Source organism: Cytobacillus oceanisediminis (assembly GCF_003182355.1).
GTDB lineage: Bacteria > Bacillota > Bacilli > Bacillales > Cytobacillaceae > Cytobacillus > Cytobacillus oceanisediminis_A.
In genome coordinates this window covers 828073-852018 of record NZ_QGTW01000001.1, presented here as the reverse complement: position 1 = coordinate 852018, position 23946 = coordinate 828073, and the positions used below count along the sequence as shown (strand labels likewise).

General features: G+C 40.0%; 24 protein-coding genes. 21 read left to right on the top strand and 3 right to left on the bottom strand.

Annotated elements, in window-relative coordinates:
- Nucleotides 1-270 precede the first annotated feature (270 nt).
- The 7 genes from DFO73_RS04090 to DFO73_RS04065 all read left to right on the top strand — a co-directional run bounded on the left by DFO73_RS04090 (nt 271) and on the right by DFO73_RS04065 (nt 6058).
- Nucleotides 271-891, top strand: a complete 621-nt coding sequence (locus tag DFO73_RS04090; protein WP_110063466.1) for a YitT family protein — start codon at nt 271-273, stop codon at nt 889-891.
- Nucleotides 892-1502: 611 nt separating this feature from the next.
- A complete protein-coding gene (locus DFO73_RS04085) occupies nt 1503-1718 on the top strand; it encodes a hypothetical protein (RefSeq protein ID WP_110063465.1) in 216 nt (71 codons plus the stop codon).
- A gap of 119 nt (nt 1719-1837) precedes the next feature.
- Nucleotides 1838-4162 carry a hypothetical protein gene (locus tag DFO73_RS28455; protein ID WP_181395909.1) on the top strand — a complete coding sequence of 775 codons (2325 nt, stop codon included), beginning with the start codon at nt 1838-1840 and terminating at the stop codon, nt 4160-4162.
- Nucleotides 4162-4374 carry a hypothetical protein gene (locus tag DFO73_RS28450; protein WP_181395908.1) on the top strand — a complete coding sequence of 71 codons (213 nt, stop codon included), beginning with the start codon at nt 4162-4164 and terminating at the stop codon, nt 4372-4374. Before DFO73_RS28455 ends, DFO73_RS28450 begins: the two co-directional genes overlap by 1 nt.
- A 23-nt stretch (nt 4375-4397) precedes the next feature.
- Nucleotides 4398-4739, top strand: a complete 342-nt coding sequence (locus DFO73_RS04075; RefSeq protein WP_110063464.1) for a hypothetical protein — start codon at nt 4398-4400, stop codon at nt 4737-4739.
- A 625-nt stretch (nt 4740-5364) separates the two neighbouring features.
- Nucleotides 5365-5556 (top strand): hypothetical protein, encoded by a 192-nt coding sequence (locus DFO73_RS04070; RefSeq protein ID WP_110063463.1) that lies wholly within the window; start codon nt 5365-5367, stop codon nt 5554-5556.
- 58 nt (nt 5557-5614) lie between these two features.
- Nucleotides 5615-6058 (top strand): YfmQ family protein, encoded by a 444-nt coding sequence (locus DFO73_RS04065; protein ID WP_110063462.1) that lies wholly within the window; start codon nt 5615-5617, stop codon nt 6056-6058.
- A 70-nt stretch (nt 6059-6128) separates the two neighbouring features.
- Here DFO73_RS04065 and pdxR read toward each other — a convergent pair whose 3' ends face one another.
- Nucleotides 6129-7565 carry a MocR-like pyridoxine biosynthesis transcription factor PdxR gene (pdxR, locus tag DFO73_RS04060; RefSeq protein WP_110063461.1) on the bottom strand — a complete coding sequence of 479 codons (1437 nt, stop codon included), beginning with the start codon at nt 7563-7565 and terminating at the stop codon, nt 6129-6131.
- 245 nt (nt 7566-7810) lie between these two features.
- On the opposite strand from pdxR, the gene DFO73_RS04055 reads away from it, so the two are divergent.
- The 7 genes from DFO73_RS04055 (at nt 7811) to DFO73_RS04020 (ending at nt 14865) form a co-directional block, all read left to right on the top strand.
- Nucleotides 7811-8644 carry a carbonic anhydrase gene (locus tag DFO73_RS04055; RefSeq protein ID WP_110063460.1) on the top strand — a complete coding sequence of 278 codons (834 nt, stop codon included), beginning with the start codon at nt 7811-7813 and terminating at the stop codon, nt 8642-8644.
- Nucleotides 8645-9221: 577 nt separating this feature from the next.
- The gene (locus DFO73_RS04045; protein ID WP_258309209.1) at nt 9222-9716 is read left to right on the top strand and encodes a MarR family winged helix-turn-helix transcriptional regulator; all 495 of its coding nucleotides are present in this window, start codon (nt 9222-9224) and stop codon (nt 9714-9716) included.
- 82 nt (nt 9717-9798) lie between these two features.
- On the top strand, nt 9799-10371 hold the full coding sequence (locus DFO73_RS04040; protein WP_110063458.1) for a hypothetical protein: 573 nt from the start codon (nt 9799-9801) through the stop codon (nt 10369-10371).
- 733 nt (nt 10372-11104) lie between these two features.
- Nucleotides 11105-11893, top strand: coding sequence for a hypothetical protein (locus tag DFO73_RS04035; protein ID WP_110063457.1), 789 nt, complete (start codon nt 11105-11107; stop codon nt 11891-11893).
- On the top strand, nt 11894-12355 hold the full coding sequence (locus DFO73_RS04030; RefSeq protein WP_110063456.1) for a hypothetical protein: 462 nt from the start codon (nt 11894-11896) through the stop codon (nt 12353-12355). It begins immediately after the preceding gene.
- A 282-nt stretch (nt 12356-12637) separates the two neighbouring features.
- Nucleotides 12638-13462 (top strand): manganese catalase family protein, encoded by an 825-nt coding sequence (locus DFO73_RS04025; protein WP_110063455.1) that lies wholly within the window; start codon nt 12638-12640, stop codon nt 13460-13462.
- A 212-nt stretch (nt 13463-13674) separates the two neighbouring features.
- The gene (locus DFO73_RS04020; protein WP_375137301.1) at nt 13675-14865 is read left to right on the top strand and encodes a cytochrome P450 family protein; all 1191 of its coding nucleotides are present in this window, start codon (nt 13675-13677) and stop codon (nt 14863-14865) included.
- A 454-nt stretch (nt 14866-15319) separates the two neighbouring features.
- On the opposite strand, the gene DFO73_RS04015 is transcribed toward DFO73_RS04020, so the two are convergent.
- The gene (locus DFO73_RS04015) at nt 15320-15529 is read right to left on the bottom strand and encodes an alpha/beta-type small acid-soluble spore protein (protein ID WP_110063454.1); all 210 of its coding nucleotides are present in this window, start codon (nt 15527-15529) and stop codon (nt 15320-15322) included.
- A 375-nt stretch (nt 15530-15904) separates the two neighbouring features.
- Between DFO73_RS04015 and DFO73_RS04010 the strand changes: the two genes are divergently transcribed.
- From DFO73_RS04010 to DFO73_RS03995, 4 genes are all read left to right on the top strand, one after another.
- On the top strand, nt 15905-16600 hold the full coding sequence (locus DFO73_RS04010) for a YetF domain-containing protein (RefSeq protein WP_110063453.1): 696 nt from the start codon (nt 15905-15907) through the stop codon (nt 16598-16600).
- Between the two features lie 82 nt (nt 16601-16682).
- Entirely contained in the window at nt 16683-16799 is a 117-nt protein-coding gene (locus DFO73_RS04005) for a biofilm-forming protein (RefSeq protein ID WP_110063452.1), read from the top strand.
- Between the two features lie 783 nt (nt 16800-17582).
- Nucleotides 17583-18341 (top strand): TraR/DksA C4-type zinc finger protein, encoded by a 759-nt coding sequence (locus tag DFO73_RS04000; protein ID WP_110063451.1) that lies wholly within the window; start codon nt 17583-17585, stop codon nt 18339-18341.
- 57 nt (nt 18342-18398) lie between these two features.
- A complete protein-coding gene (locus DFO73_RS03995; RefSeq protein WP_110063450.1) occupies nt 18399-18653 on the top strand; it encodes a sporulation protein in 255 nt (84 codons plus the stop codon).
- A gap of 69 nt (nt 18654-18722) precedes the next feature.
- Here DFO73_RS03995 and DFO73_RS03990 read toward each other — a convergent pair whose 3' ends face one another.
- Nucleotides 18723-19469 (bottom strand): YqcI/YcgG family protein, encoded by a 747-nt coding sequence (locus tag DFO73_RS03990; protein ID WP_110063449.1) that lies wholly within the window; start codon nt 19467-19469, stop codon nt 18723-18725.
- A gap of 445 nt (nt 19470-19914) precedes the next feature.
- On the opposite strand from DFO73_RS03990, the gene DFO73_RS03985 reads away from it, so the two are divergent.
- The 3 genes from DFO73_RS03985 to DFO73_RS03975 all read left to right on the top strand — a co-directional run bounded on the left by DFO73_RS03985 (nt 19915) and on the right by DFO73_RS03975 (nt 23796).
- Nucleotides 19915-20832 carry a proline dehydrogenase family protein gene (locus DFO73_RS03985; RefSeq protein WP_110063448.1) on the top strand — a complete coding sequence of 306 codons (918 nt, stop codon included), beginning with the start codon at nt 19915-19917 and terminating at the stop codon, nt 20830-20832.
- A gap of 23 nt (nt 20833-20855) precedes the next feature.
- Nucleotides 20856-22403 carry an L-glutamate gamma-semialdehyde dehydrogenase gene (gene pruA / locus DFO73_RS03980; protein ID WP_110063560.1) on the top strand — a complete coding sequence of 516 codons (1548 nt, stop codon included), beginning with the start codon at nt 20856-20858 and terminating at the stop codon, nt 22401-22403.
- A 160-nt stretch (nt 22404-22563) separates the two neighbouring features.
- Nucleotides 22564-23796: a PucR family transcriptional regulator gene (locus DFO73_RS03975; RefSeq protein WP_110063447.1), complete on the top strand. Its 1233-nt coding sequence runs from the start codon at nt 22564-22566 to the stop codon at nt 23794-23796.
- The last annotated feature ends 150 nt before the right edge of the window (nt 23797-23946 follow it).

The window sequence follows — 23946 nt, the reverse complement described above, 5'->3', positions numbered from 1 at the left end:
ATATTTAGCGGCTGGAAATGGTAATTGATTTAGGTAAGTTTTTCGTTTCCTCCTACATTTCAAAATGGATGCCTATGTTTGGATTTCTTACTGAACTAATTTTACACTGTGACATGATGTTTTTCTATCTTTTTATTTTTATAAAATAGGTTTTTTTACATCCTCATAGACTTCCTTGGAAATTCTGCAGAAAACGTGGTGCATTTTATGATTTTCCAAGAATATAATTCAATACATAAGAGGCATTGTCTGAACAAAAGGAGATGTCATGTGTATAGAAGAAGGGCACATTACTATGTGAATCAAAACCATTTTCGGAAGGATTCTTTATTTAAAAATGGCTTTTTTATATTTTGCGGAGCCAATCTTGTAGCAGTCGCATTGCAATTGTTCCTGGTGAAAAATTATGTCATTGACGGCGGCATTGTTGGCTTAAGCATTATGCTCTCCCATATTATCCATGTGGATGTTGGCGCGCTGCTGTTATTATTTAATATACCGTTTTTAATAGTAGGTTACTTCTGCTTTGGCTCCAGGTTCCTGATATTAAGTCTTTATGCCAGTTCCATATTGGCAGGAGGCACTTACATATTGGCGCCCTTCGAAGAATTGACGAATAACCCAATTCTGGTCATTCTCTTTGGAGGACTTATTTTAGGATGTGGGGTCGGCATGATCATCCGTTTTGGTGCATGTTTAGATGGAACAGAGGTTTTAGCGATTTTATTTAGTGAAAAATCTCCCTTTACGATTGGACAATGCATTTTGTTGTTTAATTTTATTATTTTTACAAGTTCCATTTTCCTATTTGGGATTAGGGAAGCTGCCTATTCATTGGCAACGTTTTTTGTAGCTTATAAAACGATTGACTCCATTATAATGAAGGAATAGGCAGTATCTTGATTTTATGGCTATTTGGAATATAGCTTTCTGGATTGCTATTGGCTTGTGTTTCTTCAGCAGGGCTGAAATGAAAAATAGCTCCCTTACCTAGAGTATTTCATTTTAGAGAATAGGCAATTTGCTGCTGCCTAGATACTATAGTTTGGTTAAACACCACAAATAAAATGACCAGCGCCCTTAACAAATAAATTTAGATGAAAGTATGGATCCACCACTTGAAGACAAATATCTTGTTTAAATGAATAGCTATTCGTGCAAGCCTCAACTCCTATAAAGAGTTGAGGCTATTTTTTTATGTAAGGAGGAAATGTAATTAAGTTATTAATCCGCCAAAATCAAAAGATATGACATGATATTGAAAAGTTAGAACAACAATTTTTATAAATGTCGGGTTAGACCTTGGACTATTTTTATGTGCATTCGCCATGAAAATGTTTTTAGGATATTAAATAATATGTTTCCTGTAGACTTTTGTACTCTAAATAGAAATTTTTTATACAAGTACTATAAAAAATCCGCCAATAACTGAGGAAATGTCCCACAACAAACAAAGTCATTAAAACTATAATAAAGTAGCTTAAAAAAAGGGGGGAATTATATTGCGCGAGAAAAGGTTAAGCAGAAAAAGAGCTAAAATGGAAACCTTGCTTGATGTATTAAACCAGCTAGAAAACACAGAAGAAAATGAACAAGCCAGGGAAAAGCTGCAGTCTAAAGTGGAAAAGTTACAAAATCAAATAACAGATGCAGAAACAGATACAGATACAGAAGAAGAGTCATCAGAAGAAGAGCAAGTCCCAACAACAGAAGGATAATGGAAATCTATTAAAAAGCTTGATTATTAATTAAGTTCCTTCACTCCAATAGTATATGTTTTATTAATCCTAGAACCATACAGGCCAGGAGCATTCTTATAATCAGAAAGGAGGAAGTAATGGGTTGGCAAAAGAAAAAAAGTAAATTGAAGAAAATTCAAAAGTTGCTAGCTAATTTAGAGGCGCTTGAGAATAATAATGACTTATCAACTACAGATTTTCAAAGTCTAAGGAATGAATATCTTGAGAGATTATATGAATTAGGCTACACCATGATAGAAGCTGAAGTGGAAGCAGAAGCAGATACAGAAGTTCAAGCCACGGCAATAGCGGAAGCCACTGCGGAAGCAGAAGCGGAAGCAGAAGCGGAAGCAGAAGCGGAGGCAGAAGCGGAGGCAGAAGCAGAGGCAGAAGCAGAAGCAGAGGCAGAAGCAGAGGCAGAGGCAGAAGCAGAGGCAGAAGCAGAGGCAGAGGCAGAAGCAGAGGCTGATGCAGAAGCAGAGGGAGAAGCAGAGGCAGGAGCAGAGGCAGAAGCGGAGGCAGAGGCAGAGGCAGAAGCAGAGGCAGAAGCGGAGGCAGAGGCAGAAGCAGAGGCAGAGGCAGAAGCAGAAGCAGAAGCAGAGGCTGACGCAGAAGCGGAAGCAGAGGCAGAAGCGGAAGCAGAGGCGGAAGCGGAAGCGGAAGCGAAGGCAGAGGCGGAAGCAGAAGCAGAAGCGGAGGCAGAAGCGGAGGCAGAAGCAGAAGCAGAGGCAGAAGCGGAGGCAGAGGCAGAAGCAGAGGCAGAGGCAGAAGCAGAAGCGGAAGCAGAGGCTGACGCAGAAGCGGAAGCAGAGGCAGAAGCGGAAGCAGAGGCGGAAGCGGAAGCGGAAGCAGAAGCGGAAGCAGAAGCAGAAGCAGAGGCAGAAGCGGAAGCAGAGGCAGAGGCAGAAGCAGAGGCTGACGCAGAAGCGGAAGCAGAGGCAGAAGCGGAGGCAGAGGCAGAAGCGGAAGCAGAGGCAGAAGCGGAAGCAGAAGCGGAAGCAGAAGCAGAAGCAGAAGCAGAAGCGGAAGCAGAAGCGGAAGCAGAAGCAGAAGCAGAAGCAGAGGCGGAAGCAGAAGCGGAAGCAGAGGCAGAAGCAGAAGCGGAAGCAGAGGCAGAAGCAGAAGCAGAAGCAGAAGCAGAGGCGGAAGCGGAAGCAGAGGCGGAGGCAGAAGCAGAGGCAGAAGCGGAAGCAGAGGCAGAAGCGGAAGCAGAAGCAGAGGCGGAAGCGGAAGCAGAGGCGGAGGCAGAAGCAGAGGCAGAAGCGGAAGCAGAGGCAGAAGCGGAAGCAGAGGCAGAAGCGCGGAAGCAGAAGCAGAGGCGGAAGCAGAAGCAGAAGCGGAAGCAGAAGCAGAGGCAGAAGCGGAAGCAGAGGCAGAAGCGGAAGCAGAGGCAGAAGCGGAGGCGGAAGCGGAAGCAGAGGCGGAGGCAGAAGCAGAGGCAGAAGCGGAGGCGGAAGCGGAAGCAGAGGCAGAAGCAGAAGCAGAGGCAGAAGCAGAGGCAGAAGCAGAGGCAGAAGCGGAAGCAGAAGCGGAAGCAGAAGCGGAAGCAGAAGCAGAAGCAGAAGCGGAAGCAGAAGCGGAAGCAGAAGCGGAAGCAGAGGCAGAAGCAGAAGCGGAAGCAGAGGCAGAAGCAGAAGCAGAAGCAGAGGCGGAAGCGGAAGCAGAGGCGGAGGCAGAAGCAGAGGCAGAAGCGGAAGCAGAGGCAGAAGCGGAAGCAGAGGCAGAAGCGGAGGCGGAAGCGGAAGCAGAGGCGGAGGCAGAAGCAGAGGCAGAAGCGGAGGCAGAAGCGGAAGCAGAGGCGGAAGCGGAAGCAGAGGCGGAGGCAGAAGCAGAGGCGGAAGCAGAGGCGGAAGCGGAAGCAGAGGCAGAAGCGGAAGCAGAGGCGGAAGCAGAAGCAGAGGCAGAAGCAGAGGCAGAAGCAGAGGCAGAAGCAGAAGCGGAGGCAGAGGCAGAAGCAGAAGCAGAGGCAGAAGCGGAAGCAGAAGCAGAAGCAGAGGCAGAAGCGGAAGCGGAGGCGGAAGCGGAAGCAGAGGCGGAAGCGGAAGCAGAGGCGGAAGCGGAAGCAGAGGCAGAAGCAGAAGCGGAAGCAGAGGCGGAAGCAGAAGCGGAGGCAGAAGCGGAAGCAGAGGCAGAAGCGGAAGCAGAGGCAGAGGCGGAAGCAGAAGCAGAGGCAGAAGCAGAGGCAGAAGCGGAAGCAGAAGCGGAAGCAGAGGCAGAAGCGGAAGCGGAAGCAGAGGCAGAAGCGGAGGCAGAAGCGGAAGCAGAAGCAGAGGCAGAAGCGGAGGCAGAAGCGGAAGCAGAAGCAGAAGCGGAGGCGGAAGCAGAGGCAGAAGCGGAGGCGGAAGCGGAAGCAGAGGCAGAGGCAGAAGCAAATAATAGTTTTGAAAACAATAACATTATTGCACGAACCGGGCATAATATAATGGTAGGTTATTGTGATAACAATGCTTCCTTTTTAGCAATAGCTATGTCACAACTTGCACTTCTTGAAGCATTAAGGGGGAAGCAAGATGCTAATTATGAAGACTCATTGATTTCCAGCTTGAAAAATACACTAAATTTAATGCAGCAAGATGGAAACAGCAATCGTCAAGCAATCCTTGATGCTATTAATTCCCTCAGAAAAGAAGATTAATAAGAAGAGAAGGAGGAGATTAGATGGCAAAAAGGAAAGTCTCGCGCTGTAGCATTCCTGCTAAAAACGGCAAAGAAAATTTACTTGTAAAAATAATCAATAGCAGCGAAGAAAAAAGCCGGATATTTAAGCTAAAAGCCTACGATAAAGATTCAGAGACTCAAGAATCCTTGCCTGTTTTTTTCAATAATAAGCCTAAAAACGAAGATACTCTTGCACCTGGTTCTGAGAAAGTGTACAGTATTGACGCGGCAGGTGTAAAAAGGAAAGTGGTTTTAGAAATTATTCAAGAGAAGGGTGGGTCTGGAATTTCTGTTTCCAGCAAAAATAGAGGCTCATCAAATATTCAAATTACTTTAAAATAAAAAAATAATAGGAGCTGGTCAATAGGTGCTTTTATTTCCTATTGATCCGGCACCTATTCTATTTGCTTAATAATTAACGAAGACGTAGATATCAATAATATTTATGCCGCTATTCCTATTAACCATTGTGGCTATCGTTCTGACATTATTAGGGTTTAATGGTTTAACAAACGTGATATAGAAAAATTAATAAAATTTATTAATTAAAGCCTCTAGCTAGTCTGAGAGGCTTTTTCTCATAGATTTAAATAGGTTGTTGCTTTAATTGACAGCTTATTTATAACACTTATCACTTATGCCCCTTACGGTGGACATTTTACAGGATCATTAATTGATATTAGTCCTTAAGCCCTCATTACAAACGATGGTTTGTGTCATACTTATACTTAAGAGGTTAATTGCAAAATAAATAAAATTTAGTCTTCTACAAAGAAGAGAATCGGGTGAATATAAGACCCGGTTACACTGCTTGGAAGTTAGAAGAAAGAAGTGGATGGGCAATTTTATGCCAAAGTGGATGGTTATTTATCGATTCATGTGCGTTATGATTTATTTATAAAAAAGCTTTAAAAATTTATTTATAGCTTTTTTTGTAAAATTAATCATAATAATGAAGAGGTGCAGCATGGAATTAATGCTTGGATTGGTTCTTTTAATTTTAATTTTTGCCGTGGTTTCGACTTTGCTGCTAACAGAGAAGGCCGATGAAAACTATGGAAGTTCGACAAAAAGGAATACAACAAATTTAACTTTAATATATGTGGTGATTTTATTTATAGCATTAGCTTCACTTGGAATCTACATTTGGCGGGCTTAGTAAATAAAAAGCCCCTGAGTCTAGCCTATATTGCAGGGTGTAACGGAGATGATGAAATATGACATGGGCTGTTTTGGTTCCAATCATACTCGTAAGTTTATTAAAAATACTTTTGACCTGTCTGCCAACTGGCACAGTTAATTGGCTTATCGGTATATTTGAAACTCATTCCAAGCTAAATGAGAAAGATGTTACGATAACCATCTCTGGCATGAGATTGGAAGGTGAGGAAAAACTGAGTATTATCAATTACTTCAACGAAGCGATATTTATTAAAAAACATTATATACATCCGGGGAACGAGCAAAATTTTTCACATCCAGTGAATAGTCGAACACCAATCGTTATTGATGTTAAGAGCCGAAATAAAGATGTCAGGCTATGGATATACAGTTACAACGACCGCATTGAAGTTGTCAAACTGAATAAGAAAAAAGTAATTGCGTATAGCTTGATGTCCGAGAGCCTGCAAAATAGTTTTTTGGCAGTGCACGGGAGTTAGTGTAATAGGAAAATGGAAAAAGACAGTCTTTTATGGGCTGTCTTTTTCCTTGTAAATAGATAGAGAGTTCTTAATTTTTTATAGATGCAAGGGCATCAGCAAACCGTTTTATTCCTTCATGTATGTTTTCTTCTTTTTCCCTGGCATAAGTAAACCGGACAAATCCTTTCTCAGATCCCATTGTTGCCCCGGGAACGTAGATGACTCCTCTCTTTATAGATTCTTCGAGCAATTGAATTTCACTGTGCTCTTTTTTGATCCTGCACCAAATATGTATTCCTCCTTGAGGAATGGTAAATTCAACTTGATCTTTTAGAAGGATCTGAAGACTTTTAACGATTTGGTCCCTTCGTTCTTCTAATTGCTTAACTAAGCTAGTAATATGTGATTCAAAGTTCTTGGATTCTAAAAAATCATTGGCGATCCACTGAGAATAACTGCCGTGTCCAAAATCGACCTGCTGCTTTGCATCTGATAATCTTTCAATCACGGATTTTGGACCAATAATCCAACCAATTCTCAGCCCTGAAGCGATGATTTTTGTGAGTGAGCTAATATATAAGACATTTCCGTTTACATCCATTGATTTAAGGGTCCTCATTCTTTTCCCGGTAAAAGGTGTTAAGCTGTAAGGGTCATCTTCCACCACAGGAATTCCATACTCAGAAGACAATTTAAGAATTTTTCTGCGCTGTTCTTCAGGCAATAAAGTACCTGTAGGATTCTGAAAAATAGGATTTAAAAAGATCATTTTTATTCGGTGCTTTTTATATAGTGCAGTAATATCGTTTGGGTTTAGTCCATCCTTATCTACTTTTAAATAACAGGTTTTTATTCCTGCTGATTTAAAGATCGGAAGGCTGTAGTGATAGGAAGGGTCCTCAATCGCAACTGCATCTCCAGGTTTTAACAGGCATTGAACAACAAGATGCAAGGCCTGCTGTGCACCGGATGTAATCAAGATTGATGATGCATTCGTCTCAATTTCTCTACATTTTTTAACATGGGCAGCAAGGGTTTCTCTAAGAATTTCATTCCCTTGGGGATGGTCATATCCCAAAGTCCCGATAAAGGATCTGTTCGAAGTGATCTCCCTTAGTGAAGCCATCGGAAAAAGGTCCTGAGACAATTCCCCACTGGCTAAATTAATCAGCTTTGTCTCTGCCAGTTCTTTATGGATCCTTTGGGTTACAGGCATATTGGGCAAAAATGAACCCGCTTCAATGTACCTGTTCCAGCTTGGAATTCTTTTCTTAGCCATCCCCCAAATATCTTTACTAATCGTTGTTCCGCTGCCTCTATTTCGATTAATGATCCCATTGGACTCCAGTTCATCATAGGCAGCAACAACCGTGCTTCTATTTATATCAAACTGCTTTGCCAATCCTCTTTCAGAGGGAAGCAGTTTGTCAGGGGGAAAAGTCCCATCAGCAATCCCGTTCTCGATATACATGGCCAGCTGTTTATAAATGGGTGTTTTAGATTTTCTGTCAGGTTTCCAATCCAATTGAAACATCCTTTTTTTAAAATTAAGCTTTCATAATTATAATAGCATTCTCCCTGAATAATCCATTCCTAAACTGTTTGCGTAATTATAGAGGTAAATTACACCTGTAGTCTTCTTGAGCTACATTACTCTCATTAAGGAACATATTTAAATTTGTCTATTTTGTGTCGGTTTACATTAATAGGAATAAATGTTAATAGGATGGGTATAAACCCAAGGAAAATACTAAAATTTAGGAGGTTAATATGGTGAAGAACACTATTTTCTTTTCTTTTTTATTTTTATCGCTGCTAATTTTTTTAATTGGCTGTTCAGAAAGTGAACAAAAAACATCTATACCTGAACAGCAGATTGAAACAGAGAATGAAAGAGACCATTTATCTGTTGAAACACAGACAAATGATTGGTCCTACGAAGGGGAGACAGGTCCTAAACACTGGGGTGAATTAGATTCTGCAAACTTAGCTTGTAAACAAGGCAAAGAACAATCTCCAATAAACGTTAAGAATGAAGAATTATCAAAAAATAATAGCAAAACATTATTAGAAATTAAGTATTCTCCTGCTATGTTTACACTCGTAAATAATGGGCATACCATTCAGGCAAATTCAATTAAAGACCAGAACTCGATCATTTTGGATAAAATAGAGTATAAGTTAGAACAGTTTCACTTCCATACACCAAGCGAACATCAATTTGATGGGGGAAATTTTGATATGGAATTACATTTAGTACATAAAAACAAAAATGGCCGGCTAGCAGTTCTTGGGGTAATAATAAAGGCAGGAGATAGTAATAACGAATTGGAAACTATATGGTCTAATGCACCAAAAAACAAATCCGGAGAGGTTACTCTTGAAGAGACAATTGATTTAATGAAAGTTCTCCCTAAAGATAAACAGTTATTTCGCTATAATGGGTCCCTGACAACTCCTCCATGTACAGAGGGTGTTACTTGGATTGTATTGCAAGAACCAATTCAAATGTCTAATCAACAGATAGAAACTTTTCGTAATATTTTCCAAGAAAATCATCGACCTGTTCAGCCAACCAATGAAAGAAAGATATTAAGTAACTAGAATAAATTAGGTATGCTAAAGTATGGACGGGCGAGTCTTTCGTGTGATTAACACCTATTTAGAGCCTCCTATTCTGAAGTAAGGAATAATCAGGCAATGGAAATCCTTGACGGACCAGCGAATATTAAATTGCTTGTGATCAATGACGGGATGTTAACTCAACTCCTGGCAGCAACACAAACAATTTGCTTAATGATAAAGGCTTTGATGACGTATGGATAAAAGCAGGACAAGGTCTTGGTTTTACAGGTCATCAGGATCCGGACCTATTAAATCCGGTGGCCGAATTAAGCAGAAGAATCTCTTTATCTTTTACAAAAATGGATGGAAACCTATAGCTGAAGATTTGGTTTGGCATGAACAAATAGATCGAACTATAACGGTTCTCCGCCAACAGATCACGCTGGAGCAGCGAGCGGACATTATAACAAAATGACATTTGCCAATAAAAAGAAAATTCTGAGCTGATTAACTGATTCAGAGGCTGATAATTTCCGCCTCTATTTTTTATGCATATTTTTTTTCGAAAGTCAAAAAATACTTGTAATTACAATTGTATTTGCAAGTGAGGATGTGAATGATGGATATTTTGCTGAAGCAACAAACTGTTCTTGTCATTAGGGCCCTGTATTTTTGCATGGAAAAGAAGTGGTCGGAGCTGGAGAAGAGGTTCAATCTTTCAACCGCTCAGCAGCATATTTTATTTTTGCTGGCAACGAATGAAAGTGTGCTTAGTCCAACACAGTTAAGTGAACTAGGATGCTGGCATATCTCAACAGTTACGCGATTATTAAAGCCACTTCAGGAAAAGGGCTTTATCCAATTAACCGTTAATAAAGATAAGCGCAGATATAAGCAGGTTACTATTACTGTAAAGGGAAAACAAGTACTCAATCAAATTATGGATGCCGTACGGGATATGGAGCAATTTCCCTTTAGTTTAAGCCATTTTTCAGAGGGAGAGCTGAAAGCTTTTCTGGATTATGGCCAAAGGATCTTAGGCATTCAAAAAGGGGATCAATTTAGGAAAATGCTGCAAGAGGCGAGAGTAAAGAACTACGATTATGCATAATAACGGAATGATCATTTTTATATAAGCTGCGAGTTGCCTACTGGAGAATTTCTTAATTATGAGCATTTTAGGAGGTCATTGTATGAGTTACAAAGAATACTGGGATCAGATCTTCCAACAGAATAAGGATATGAATTCATTAATCACTTCCTACTGGCATGATTATTCCAATATGGGAACGTGGCAGTTCTGGTTAGTGGTATCCCTGCTGGTTCTCCCGCTCATTCTGCTTTATTTTACAGTAGACCGCAGAAGAATTTTTGAGTTGTTTTTCTTTGGATATACCGTACATATGTTATGGGCCTACATTGATATTGTTTTGCAAAGGTATAGTTTTTTTGTCCACACATACTTTTTTGCACCAATTTTTCCCCATGCCCTCAATATGACAGCATCCGCACTTCCGGTTGGGTTCTTGCTCCTTTATCAATACTGCTTAAATCATAAGAAAAACTTCCTCGTTTATACTTTACTTTTAAGTGCATTGTTTGCCTTTGGATTTGCAACCATCGAAGCACTTATAGGCGTGCTTGAATTTAATAAAGGGATGAATCAATTTTATTTGTTTCTTATCGATGTAGGGGTTACCTACACTGCTTACTTCTTAACCAAATTAGTGAAAAAAATGAGAAAGAATGAGCCGCTTGATGAGTAGTATGACTAATATCTTCTGCCCTTTTGGCGGCTTTTTCTTTAAGGTGAAATACCTTTTGGAAATGGTATATCAATTTTAAAAAATTTATTGAAAAACGATAAATAATGATTTGTTATAAGCCAACATTAAAAAATGAGGTGCAGTATGAAACGGGGAACAACCACTTTTTAAAGCTGGCTATTTTTTTTGGAATTTTTTGTTTGCTTTTTGTCCTTACTTGCTGCCTGATTGGGCAAGAGAGGCGGCAAGTGGAATCCGGATTAAGATTCTTTAAGATTTCCTGTTCTGTTTGGCTCCTATATGCCGCCTATTCCACTTTTTATCGCTATTTATCAGGGCTTTAAATTTATTGACTAAAGAGGCAGGTTAAAATAATAAAATAAAGATAAAAAGTGGATGCTAAAATGGTCATACAATCGAAAATGTCACCAGAAGCAATTATTGATGATTGGAGAGAAACAGGAGATATATTTAAAAGCATATTATACCACTTACAAAAGCATCATTAGAAGCATTGATAAGTTGAAGCCTCATTAACCTTTTACAATGGTAATCTTACAAAATGTACATAAATTTAAGATCAACTTTTGTTTACAATTGCCCAGAGAAGCTAATTAGCGGGGAAATACACAATAGTGCAGTGAAAATAAATCGAGGAAACCGAAAGATTGAATGAAACGGGCTGTTTTAAAAGAAACTACCAGTATCGATGTTCAATTCTTGGGGTGAGTGGATGGGCCAATCATATAAAATAAAGAAACCTTCTAATAAGCTTGCACATTTGAGCATTTTTGGCACTTCACAGATCCATCTGCGAAGTCCTTATATCGTTGCCATGTGGTCAGTTGTATTTCCGGGATATGGGCATTTGCTTTTGAATAAGTATTTCAGGGGCTTCTCACTGGTGATTTGGGAACTTTTCATTAATCAGCTAATCAAGCTGAATTCAGCAATGGTGTATACTTTTATTGGCGATATTGATAAAGCGAAGGAGGTATTGGATGTCAAGTACCTTCATCTTTATATCCCTATTTACTTATTTTCGATTTGGGACAGTTATCGCTCTACAGTGGATATGAACGTCATTTATTTATTGAACGAGAAGGACGCTGCTCCTGTAGAGAAAATCACCATAAAACCCTTTGAAATAAATTACCTTGATAAAAGGAAGCCTATTGCAGCTTTTCTTTGGTCCATGACCATCCCCAGTGTCGGGCAATTATATATACATCGGATCTTTTCCGCTCTTTTTACACTTGTCATGACTGTTGTCGTTATCCATTATTCTCATTTTCTTGAAGGGTTTCATTATCTCTTAATTGGAGATATTGAAAAATCGAGTAAGGTTTTAAATCCACAGTGGCTTCTTTATTTGCCATCCTTTTATTTTTTTACGATCTATGATTCATATATGAATGCCGTAGAAAACAATAATTTGTATGACGCTGAGCAAAAACGTTACTTAAGGAAATATTATAACCCAAATTCTTTTACCATTAAGAAAGGGATTAAGGTGGAATAAATGCAAGTTTTTGCTACATTTGACCATTCCCCATATTTGGAACTGGCGATAAGAAAGCTTGAACAAAACGGGATAAAGGATATTTTTGCAGTCCCATTGGATAATCGGACTGAGGATGTAAAGATCTTTGATTCACTCCATCAATCTGATGGAGCAACATTGATAAACAAAGGGATGCTGTTTGCGGTTATTTTCTCAGTCATTGGCGCCAGCAGAGGATTTATCCTGGAATGGGGACCGATCTATTGGGGCTTGATCGGAGCTGGCGGGGGGTTTCTATTGGGTTTTGTCATCGATTTAGCCATTGTAAAAATGAAAAATAACAAGCGGCCCTTAAAGGGAAAAAAATCAGAGGTCATTCTGATCATAGAATGTAAGGAAGAAGAGGGTAAACTGGTTGAAAAAATTCTATGGGAGCATTTAGCACTCGGGGTTGCGAGGGTAAAGGGAGAGAAGGAATAAAGATGAATCAGTTTCTCAATGCACCGGCCCTGATGGTTTAGATGTCCAAAAAGGGTTTGATGATCCCTATTGGGGAAGGTAAATTAACCAGCATGCAGAGAATGAAATTTTCCTTTCTTCTGACCGAGTGGAGATTGAATGCATAAAGAGTTTCCGACCATGGTAACGATTGTAACGACTGATGAAACGGTTAATCAGATTTAAAATGAATCTGGATAGAATAGGATACGTGAGGGGAGAGACACTAACATCGTATTGTTAAAAAATACGGAGGTGTAACCTATGTTCTTTCACGTGAAAGAATTACAATATAGATCAAAACCAAGCAAGCCTGATCCGGTTTATGCGAAAAAGCTGCAGGAGGTACTGGGCGGCCAGTTTGGTGAAATATCCGTTATGATGCAATATCTTTTTCAAGGGTGGAACTGCCGGGGTGAACAAAAGTACCGTGATATGCTTATGGACATTGGTACCGAAGAAATGGCCCATGTAGAAATGCTGGCCACAATGATTGCCCAGCTTCTTGATAAGGCACCTGTTGAAGAGCAGGAGCAGGCAGCAAAGGATCCTATCATTGCCAGTGTAATGGGCGGGATGAATCCGCAGCATGCCATTGTAAATGGATTGGGGGCTAGCCCTAACGATGCTGTAGGCTTTCCCTGGACTGCGCGTTATATCATTGCGAGCGGAAACCTTCTGGCCGATTTCAGAGCCAACTTGAATGCTGAATCACAGGGGCGATTGCAGGTTGTCCGTTTATATGAAATGACGGATGATCCGGGAGTAAGGGACATGCTTTCCTTCCTGATTGCCCGTGATTCGTACCACCAAAATCAATGGGCGGCTGCAATTGCAGAATTAGAGGAAAAGGAAGGCATAGTAGTACCAAGCACCTTCAATCGCCAATATGAAAAATCGGATGTCTCCTATACCTTTATGAGCTGTTCTGAGGGAACAGAAAGTGAGCAAGGGCGTTGGGCTTCAGGGCCTTCCATGGACGGTTTAAGTGAGTTTAAGTATGAAGCAAAACCAGTGGCAACAGGACAGGCACCTGAACTCGAGCCTGCACCAGGGTATATTCACGGTACACCGCCAAGTAAAAAGTGAACGATAAAGCTCCCAGGAACTGGGGGCTTATTTAAATGCTTACATCAGCTGCAGAATTGGGTAAGATGTGTAGAAAGAAGCGGTTTATGCTAAATCTTCTGGAGAAGTTTATGACTAAAAAAGTAAATGGTGTTGTAATAAAATAGGAGCCCTCGCCTTAAAAAGATCCTTTAAACTTGAATTTTTTAATGCAGCCTGCAAATGAGAGGAGAATAAAGTTGAATCCCAAATTTAAAGTATTTTCTGATGAATTCACTAAAAATCCTTATCCGGCCTATAAGAATCTGCGGGAGACGGAGCCAGTCCTTAAAATGAGGTTCCCCGATGGACAGGAAGGCTGGCTTATTACCAGATATGAAGATGCAGTCGAGGTGTTGAAGGATCATCGGTTTATTAAGAATGTGTCCAAGCTTTTTGGCGGAAGCATGGAGCACCAGAGTGTTTTCATGAATAATATGCTTTTTTCGGACCCGCCAGATCATAAGAGACTGCGCGGACTTGTTCAAAAATCTTTCACACCGCAAATGATTTCTGGAATGCGCGGAAGGATTCATGAGATAACGAATGAACTTCTTGAGGAAGCAGCAGATAAGGAAACGATGAATTTGATTGACGATTTTGCCTTTCCATTGCCGATTATCGTCATTTGCGAGATTCTTGGCGTTCCTGCTAAAGACCGTCATAAATTTCGGGTTTGGTCCAATTCGTTAATTGAAGGGTCCAATGGCGAGCATGCAGCAGAGATGTTTCAGCATATGAATGAATTTGTTCAATATCTAAGCGAGTGGTTTGGAAAAGTACGGCAAAATCCAGGGAAGAATCTGATAAGCCAGTTAATAATGGCCGAAAATGAAGGCGATCATCTCACTGAACGAGAGCTGTTTGGAGTCGTCACTCTATTAATCATCGCTGGCCATGAGACGACAGTAAATCTGATTGGCAACAGCATTCTCGCTCTCCTTGAAAATCCGGAACAGCTTGTCTTGCTTCAAAATCATCCACAACTCATACATAATGCAATCGAGGAATCACTCCGCTTCAACGGGCCAGTTGAATTCAGCACATCCCGCTGGGCGAGTGAGGATCTGGATTTCAGAGGTGCAGCTATCCGGAGAGGAGATTTAGTCATCGTTGCTTTAAATTCTGCCAATCATGATTCCAACCAATTTAAGGACCCTGAAATCTTTGATATTGCAAAAGAAAAAAGCCCGCATCTTGCATTCGGAAAAGGAATCCATCTTTGTCTGGGTGCTCCTTTGGCAAGGCTTGAGGGAGAAATCGCCATCCAAAGCATCATCCAAAGATTCCCGGAAATGAAACTTAACATCAGCATTGACCAGCTTGAATGGAGACCGGGAATGATTGTAAGAGGAGTGAAGGAAATCCCGCTTCTTTTAAAATAATTGAAATCTGCTTTGCAAATTTAAAATCCCCTTTCTATCAAGGGGATTTTTTTCAATTATGGCTGGGTTATTTATAAATTAGCTTTTGGGAGTTTATCTTTTCTTTTTAACCCTCCCGGAAAAAACGTATAAGCAATATATGCATTTTATTCAGGGGCTGTGACTTTTTTTAGATTAAGGAATAAAAAAGAAATTCAGTAGAACAATAATGAAAGCTATATATCCAAATGCCCTTGGCAATTTTAAGGGTGTTTTTTCTTTATCAATATATACATAAATAGATTTTAATTGGGTTGAGATTGCTGCTTAAAAAGCCCATAACCACTCCTAATTTCTATTTATGTGTCCTGTTTAAAAGATAAATTCGATAATGTCATGGTTATAAAACAAGGTTAATACCGGAAGGCTGCCTACTTATGCAGGCAGCTATTAATTAGCCAATTTATTAAGTTTTTTAGCGGAATTGTCCGCCGCCCGCTAATTGGGATTGAGCAGTCGCAACTAGGCGTTTTGTAATTTCTCCACCTACAGATCCATTTGCGCGAGAAACTGTCTCTGCTCCTAACTGAACACCAAATTCTTGAGCGATTTCGACTTTCATTTGATCAATAGCTTGCTGAGCGCCATCAACTAATAATTCGTTATTTCCACCACTTCGTGCCATGTAAATCACCTCCTTGGATTTATATAAAATTAATTTTCCTTAATATAGATAAACAAATACTTGTTAATATTTGGGTGTATAAGTGAGATAGGCAATGTTGAATAATAAGGAGCAAGCGAATAATACTAAGCTTTAGTGATTAATAAAAGGAAGATCCTTTATTTTTCATTCTCTTTGTAGTTCTTATCATTATGCCATGGTGATAGGGGAAGGATTGGGTTTCCCCCAATCCTAAAACAGTTTCATCTCTTGTGGTTTTTCACTAAGATGACAAGTGAGTTTTACAACCAAAGAAAAGTCCCGGGCCATTAGGGCCGGGCTAAATCCGTTTTTATTTTTACTAAAACTAGTGAATTAAATTAAGGGTGATCAACAATGTCTGTAATCGAGGTTATTCTCCGTGTAACCATATCATTTTTAGTACTATTTTTATTAGCAAGAATGATGGGACGAAAAGAAATAAGCCAAATGACATTTTTTAACTGGACATCCGCCATCGGGATTGGTTCCATCACCGCAAACCTTGCTGTGAATCAAAATTTAAGCATTCGAAATGGAGTCATTGCTTTAATCGTTTGGACCTTTTTTACACTATTAATGGGTATGGCGGATATAAAATCAAAACGGGGAAGGAAAGTTACAACGGGCGATCCCCTAATAGTGGTTCGTAATGGACAAATTATGGAAGGTGCTCTTAAAAATTCACGCCTTGATATTGATTCGCTTCGGGCGATGTTAAGGCAGAAAAATGCCTTTTCACTAACAGATGTCGATTACGCTATTTTAGAAACCAACGGGCAGCTGTCTGTCCTAAAAAAGGTGAACAAACAGCCTGCTACCAAAAGTGATATAAGCGGATTTAGTGCAACCACCACTATATTTCCACTGGCAACAGAAGTTATTTCAGATGGAAAAATAAACAAAGAAAATCTTTCCAAACTTAAACTTGACCACAGCTGGCTGGATCAAGAGCTTAAGAATGCCAATATCCAATCAGTCAGTGATGTGTTTTATGCAGAAGTCCAACAAGATGGAAGCCTTTACTTTGATAAAAGGGATGATATCCATTAAGACTAATAAATCCCAGTTATGATTTGAATGGGAATTATTGTGGCGGGTAAATTAAATCTTGTCAAAAAAGGTGGTGAATTGAATGGAGAAGAAGGGAATACAAAATTCAAGCATTGAACAAGTTCAAAAAGATCATGAAACCGAAACTGCCTTTCAGGCAGATAACCCTAAAAAAGGGAAGACTAACAAAAATAAATAATACAATACAAGCCAGGTAAGAAGAAGCGAAGGAAAGTTCCTTGTTTCTTCTTGTTTTGTTTATATTAAGGGCTGAACCCCTTTTGCCGATAATCGCTTGAATAGCTGGTTAGCTACCAAACCTCAAAGGGAGCAAGACTTATGGTCGTTAATCAGCATGATTAGCTACCAAACCTCGAAGGTTGTATGGCTTATCGTCGTTAATCAACGTGATTAGCTACCAAACCCAGAAGGTAGCAAGACTTATGGTCGTTAATCAGCATGATTAGCTACCAAACCTCGAAGGTTGTATGGCTTATCGTCGTTAATCAACGTGATTAGCTCCCAAACCCAGAAGGTAGCAAGACTTATCGTCGTTAATCAGCGTGAATAGCTACCAAACCCAGAAGGTAGCAAGACTTATCGTCGTTAATCAGCATGATTAAGTACCAAACCTCGAAGGTTGTATGGCTTATCGTAGTTAATCAGCGTGATTAGCTCCCAGACCTAGAAGGTTGTATGGCTTATCGTCGTTAATCAGCGTGAATAGCTACCATACCCCGAAGGAGAAAGACTTATCGTCGTTAATCAGTAAGATTAGCTCCCAGATTACATGGGTTCAAATGTCTAATCGTAAATTAGCTGGATAATTTCTTAAAGTTCCCGAAAAGCCGGTCATTTAATCACCGGAAACCCTAATTTCTCAGTCCAAAAAATGGTTTAACCGGTACAAAAACTCCCTCATTTCTTTTCATTAAATGCTAAAACTAAGGTAAGAAAATGTCACTTAAGAAGGAATGATAAAATGCCGTTAAATCAAAATCAAATTGCTGACTTCCGTGCAGCCTTAATAAAGATGAAACAAGACATAAATAAAAGACAGGGTGCTAATGATGAATTTGATTTAAAATCAGACTTTTTTCATGAGTCAATGGGGGAGTTATCAAGTTATGATAACCATCCAGCTGATGAGGGCACTGAATTGTTTGAGCGCGAAAAGGACATTGCCTTGCATCAGCATTTAGATTACGAACTTGAGAAGATTGAAGCAGCACTCGCTTCCATCGAAAAGGGGACCTATGGCAAATGCATTGCCTGCAATAAGGAAATTCCTCTGGAGAGACTTGAAGCAGTCCCGGAAACCCTATATTGCAAGGAGCATTCTCCTGACCAGACGATTTCAACAAACCGTCCCATTGAGGAAGGTGTATTAATGCCTCCTTTTGGCAAATTCGATATGGATGAACAGGATGAAAATGTCGCTTATGATGCCGAAGATTCCTGGCAGGAGGTTGCTAAATGGGGGACATCGGAAACGCCATCCGATTTAGCCGTCCCTTCCGAGCATTATAATGACACCTACATTGAGTATGATGAAAATGTGGGTTATGTAGAAGATTATGAAAATTTTGTTGGCAATGATATGTATGGAAAGAATATTACGGTTTTCCCGAATGACCAGCATGATAAATATGAAGAAACCCTTGATGAAGAAGGAATCATGACTTCATTTGGGGACTTGCCGGCTTTTGAACATGATGCATATGTCGATGATGACAAGTGACTTTTTTCCAATAACATGCCAATAGCTGTTTTAGTAAACCCGAAGGAGAGGACTCTGATGGAACAATCCTTGAGTTATTTACGGGAGATTTTATCTGCCCATACCGAAAACGACGCTGTAGGCAGAAGGCTTTATAAAAGGCTATCTACCCATGAGTTTAAATCAGATCAAATATTTGCCTGGCAGTTAACACAGGAAGAAAGCAATTACCTTAATAAGGTGCTTGAGGAAGCAATCGAGTATTCCAAACAGGAGCAGGATGAAGAAAGAGCGCGTCAGTTGAATGAGGTATATGAGCAGTTGTTTATTTAAGCTGCAGGAGAACAGAATTGGATTCTGTTCTCCCTTTATTTATTTCCATATTACTTATTTTGGGGATGTTCAGGTCTTCTTGGCAATTCCCAAAAACCTGTGAAAGGGACACTCCGATATAGTGGTGTCTTCGTCCCTCAGGAAATATTGCTTCCATTCAAAGTTATCATCTGCTCCATAGCTGTTTAGGTCTGGATGGATCGGGGTACTATCATATTTTTCCAGCCTTTTTCGCACCTGGGATCTGATCCTGCGGACAAAAGATTCTTTTTTAGAAAACTCTTGCAGCACCCATCTCGGGGTGATGGCTAGCATGAAGCAATCAAAATGCCGGCTCTGCCGATTCACGTGTGCAGGAGTGGCACAATACATAAAATACTGCTCCCCATGAAAGCAAAATTCCCAAATTGGATTATGTGGGTCTTTGGGGATATTTCTTGGCCATTCAACTTCGTCTAACTCACTCAGGTTGGTGAGGTGCTGCCAAAACATCTGTTCAAATTGTTCCACTTTATAGGAATCTCTCAAATCCTTCGGAGTTTTGTAGAAGACAATGAGAGAAGTGTAGTTTCCGAATGTTCTTGAATGATGGGTGAATTCCTTCAGCATTTTAGCCACTTGTTCGATGGAGGCCGGTTCCCTTGGGTCATCCGCAAATCCATAACGAAGCTGTTTTTTGGAAAATCCGATGGTTGCCGGGATGCAAGGGAATGGTTTAGCTTTATCCGTCAACTTCACTTCGAACTTTTCCAGCGCGTTTCGTTCCCATTCTTTTAGCTGATACCGGTCGGTGGAATTATCTGTATATAAAATCATGACATCTTCACCCCCAATAACTCCTACAGTATATTCTAAGTGGGATAAGGCAGGTGAGTGTCCATGGGTAAAATGGGCAGGACAGAAGAAGTAAGCCATGGGGAATGGGGCGGTTATGGTGACGAAAATCGAGGGAGAAGAATGGTCCCCATAGAGCTGTCATAACGGCGAAAATAGGTGCTTAGTAATGAGAAAGGTCTTAGTTTCTAAGTGAGGAGGTTCCAAAGGTATAGCTTTTTGCAGTGAAATTTCCTATTGTGTTTCTAACACAAAAAACAATGAAATATTTGTTTTTTTTATACATTGTTACAGACTATTCAGAAATGTAGAGTACTAACTATGATAGAAAACAAAGATGTGATCCGGTTGCATCTTTGGTAGTAGCCTGCTGAATTAAGATAATTTGGGTGGTGGATAGCTGCTATAACCATTGGGGGTGTTATGAATGAATATATGTTCCAGATCCTTTTTTTTATATTTATCGAAAAACAAGGCACTAAATCGTGCTGCCCAAAAATGGGGAGGCAATATTGCTGCCGGTAAAATTATTGGTGGAACGGACTTCCCAAGCTCCGTTCCATTCATCCGGACACTTAACGAGCAAGGATTGGCTGTTACGGTTGATCATTTAGGCGAGTTTGTAACAAATGAAGCTGTCGCAAGAGAACGAACAGATGAGTGTATCCGGACGATTGAAATGATCGCATCCGGAAGCTTGGATTCACAGGTTTCATTGAAGCTTACATCATTAGGTTTAGACATAGATGCCCAGCTTGTTTATGAAAATCTGGCAAGAATCCTGGATGCAGCCGAAAAGCAAAAGATCATGGTTACCATTGATATGGAAGATGAGCAGCGCTGTCAAAAAACGCTTGATATTTTTAAAGATTTTAAAAAACGCTACTCATATGTTAGCACGGTCCTTCAAGCCTATTTATACCGGACGGAAAATGACTTGAATGATTTACTTCCCTATCAGCCATTTTTGCGGTTGGTAAAAGGAGCTTACCAGGAATCACCTGATGTGGCTTTTCCGGAAAAAACGGATGTGGATGAAAATTATAAAAGGCTCATCAAAACCCAGCTATTAAATGGGCATTATACAGCAATTGCTACACATGATGATAAGATGATTGACTACACTAAAAGAGTTGTAAAAGACCATAACATCAGCTTGGGCTCTTTTGAATTTCAAATGCTTTATGGAATGAGAACAACTACACAACAGGAGCTAGTGAAAGAAGGATATAAAACTCGAGTGTATGTTCCATATGGATGTGATTGGTATGGATTCTTTATGAGAAGACTTGCTGAACGTCCGGCTAATATAGCATTTGCTCTTAAAGGGATGGCAATTAAATAGATAAATAGAAGGGATAGATGAAAATGACAATACCTTACAAGCATGAACCATTTACTGATTTTACAAATGAAGCAAACAAGGAAGCTTTTGAACAGGCGCTGGCAGAAGTGAATGAAATAATGGGCAGGGAGTATCCGCTTGTCATCAACGGGGAAAGAATTACAACGAAAGAAAAAATTGTTTCCTCAAATCCGGCAAACAAGGAAGAAGTGGTTGGTTCGGTTTCAAAAGCAAACAAAGACCATGCGGAAATGGCGATTCAAGCAGCGGCTGATGCTTTTGAGGATTGGAGATATTGGAATCCGGAGGAGAGAGCGAATATTCTATTTAGAGCAGCTGCGATGATTCGCCGTAAAAAGCATTTTTTCTCTGCTCTATTAGTAAAAGAAGCAGGGAAGCCTTGGAATGAAGCAGATGCTGATACAGCAGAGGCTATAGATTTCCTGGAATATTATGCTCGCCAGATGATTGAACTTGCAAACGGAAAACCAGTAAACAGCCGTGAAGGGGAAAGCAATAAATATATTTACACGCCAACAGGGGTTACTGTCGTCATTCCGCCTTGGAACTTTTTATTTGCTATCATGGCAGGGACTACTGTAGCGCCAATCGTGACTGGTAACACCGTTGTGCTGAAACCGGCCAGTGCAACACCTATTATTGCCGCATTATTTGTGGATATTTTGGAACAGGCAGGCCTGCCAAAAGGTGTAGTGAATTTTGTTCCGGGCAGCGGAGCTGAGGTTGGAGATTACTTAGTTGATCATCCGAAAACAAGTATTATAACCTTTACAGGATCCCGTGAAGTAGGAACACGCATTTTTGAACGTGCAGCAAAAATTCAGCCAGGACAACAGCATCTAAAGCGTGTCATTGCAGAAATGGGCGGAAAGGATACAGTCGTTGTTGACAAGGATTGTGATATTGAACTGGCAGCCCAATCCATATTTGCTTCTGCATTCGGTTTTTCTGGCCAAAAATGTTCTGCAGGTTCCAGGGCAGTTGTTCATGCTGATGTATATGATCAGGTGCTGGAGCGTGTAGCAGAGATTACGGAGCAAAAAATCGTCGGAAATCCCGAAAACCATGATACGTATATGGGACCTGTTATTGATCAGGGGTCATTCGAAAAAATTATGGGATACATTGAAGTTGGCAAGGAAGAGGGCCGTTTAGTAAGCGGCGGAAAAGGCGACAATTCAAAAGGCTACTTTATTGAACCAACAATCTTCGCAGATTTGGATCCAAATTCACGAATGATGCAGGAAGAAATTTTCGGCCCTGTGGTTGGGTTTTCAAAGGCTGAAAGCTTTGATGAAGCGCTCAAGATTGCCAATAACACTGAATACGGTTTAACAGGAGCCGTCATCACCAATAACAGACTGCTAATCGAAAGGGCAAAACGGGAGTTTCATGTAGGAAATCTATATATTAACCGGACATGTACAGGAGCGATCGTTGGATATCATCCATTCGGAGGATTTAAAATGTCTGGTACAGATTCAAAAGCCGGCGGACCGGACTATTTGGCACTTCATATGCAGGCAAAAACCATTAGTGAAATGCTTTAGCATATAAATAATTCATAGATTCAGCGGATATCCATGGGTATCCGCTGTTTTGTGTTTAGTTAAGAAAATGAAAAGCTAATATTTAGTAACTTAAAAAATACTATACAATCTTCAAATTGATAAGTATGATAAGGGGAAACAAGGGGCAGGAGGCACGAAAATGAAGGAGCAATTGGAGCAAATCCTTACCTTATCGGATTTGGATAAAATAATCGATTTGATCAGCAATACGTTAAAAAAACCGGTCATTTTGGAAAATGATCATTTCTTCCTAGTAGCTTACAACTCTTACTATATTGATCAATTTGATAAAGCAAATCAGCAAACCATTTTTTCAAAAAAATGTCCATTAAATATATTTGAAGCTTTTGTTGAAACCGGAATTATTGATCAGCTAAAAACCATCCCGACGCCATTTAGAATCAACGATATGAAAGAAATTGGCCTGAATCAGCGTGTCGTCGTAAGTGCCAGGTATAAAGGCACCATCATGGGCTATATTTGGGTCCAGGAAATAAATGAAAATCTAACGGATGAAGAGATGCATTTTTTATCTGAGGTCTCCGGTCATGTAGGAAAAATCATTCATAAAAAAACGAAAATCATTCATCAAAAAGATATAGAGATTGAAAATTTATTCAGAAATGCAATCAATAATCGTTATACAAATGAAAAGGATTTTAGATGGGAAGCCAGCCAGTTAAACATCGTCCTGCCCTCAATATTTTGCATTATGGTTGTGAATGTCATCAATGCAGAGGATGAGCTGGTAGAGGAATTAAAAGAAACAATAAGGTCTTATCTAAACCTGAAGGATAATACAAGTCACGTGTTAATCGATCGTTCCAATATCATTATTGCTGTAGGCTGCTACTCTACCCAATACTCTCCTGCAGCTGCTTCTTTACAGATTGTAGAAAATCTATTAACTAATTTTGATGCGAATCGATATTCCCAGATCTATATCGGAATTGGCAATGAATATCAGCAGCTTTTATCTTTTAATAAAAGCTATAAAGAAGCACTTGAAGTTGTGGAACTAACAGAAAGGCTGGGAACCCAGGAAAATATACCTTACGAATATGAAAAGCTGGGGATTATCCGGTACCTGGATATCATTAACGAGAAAAACAAGAAAAATCAATATGTAAATAAAAATTTGCAGATTTTAAAAGAAAAGGATCAGGAAAGCCAAACGGAGCTTCTCAAAACACTGGAATATTATTTGGTTAATAACTGTAAATTAAAGCCAACTGCTGAACAAATGTTTATCCATCCTAATACGTTAAACTACCGGATTAAGCAAATAACTGAACTTACAACAATCAATTTCTCGGATTTTAATCTAAAATGCCAGCTCTATCTTGATTTAATGCTATTGAAGGAAGGCTGAGAAAAAAAGCTAAACATCTGCATAGTGATTTTTTAAAACTATGCTCCCTTTAATAGGCATTCATTCATCATGATTATTCCGGCTGCTTTCTGCAAACGGGGCAGCTGGATTTTTCCAATAACCGTAGCTGGATCAACGACTGAAACTGTC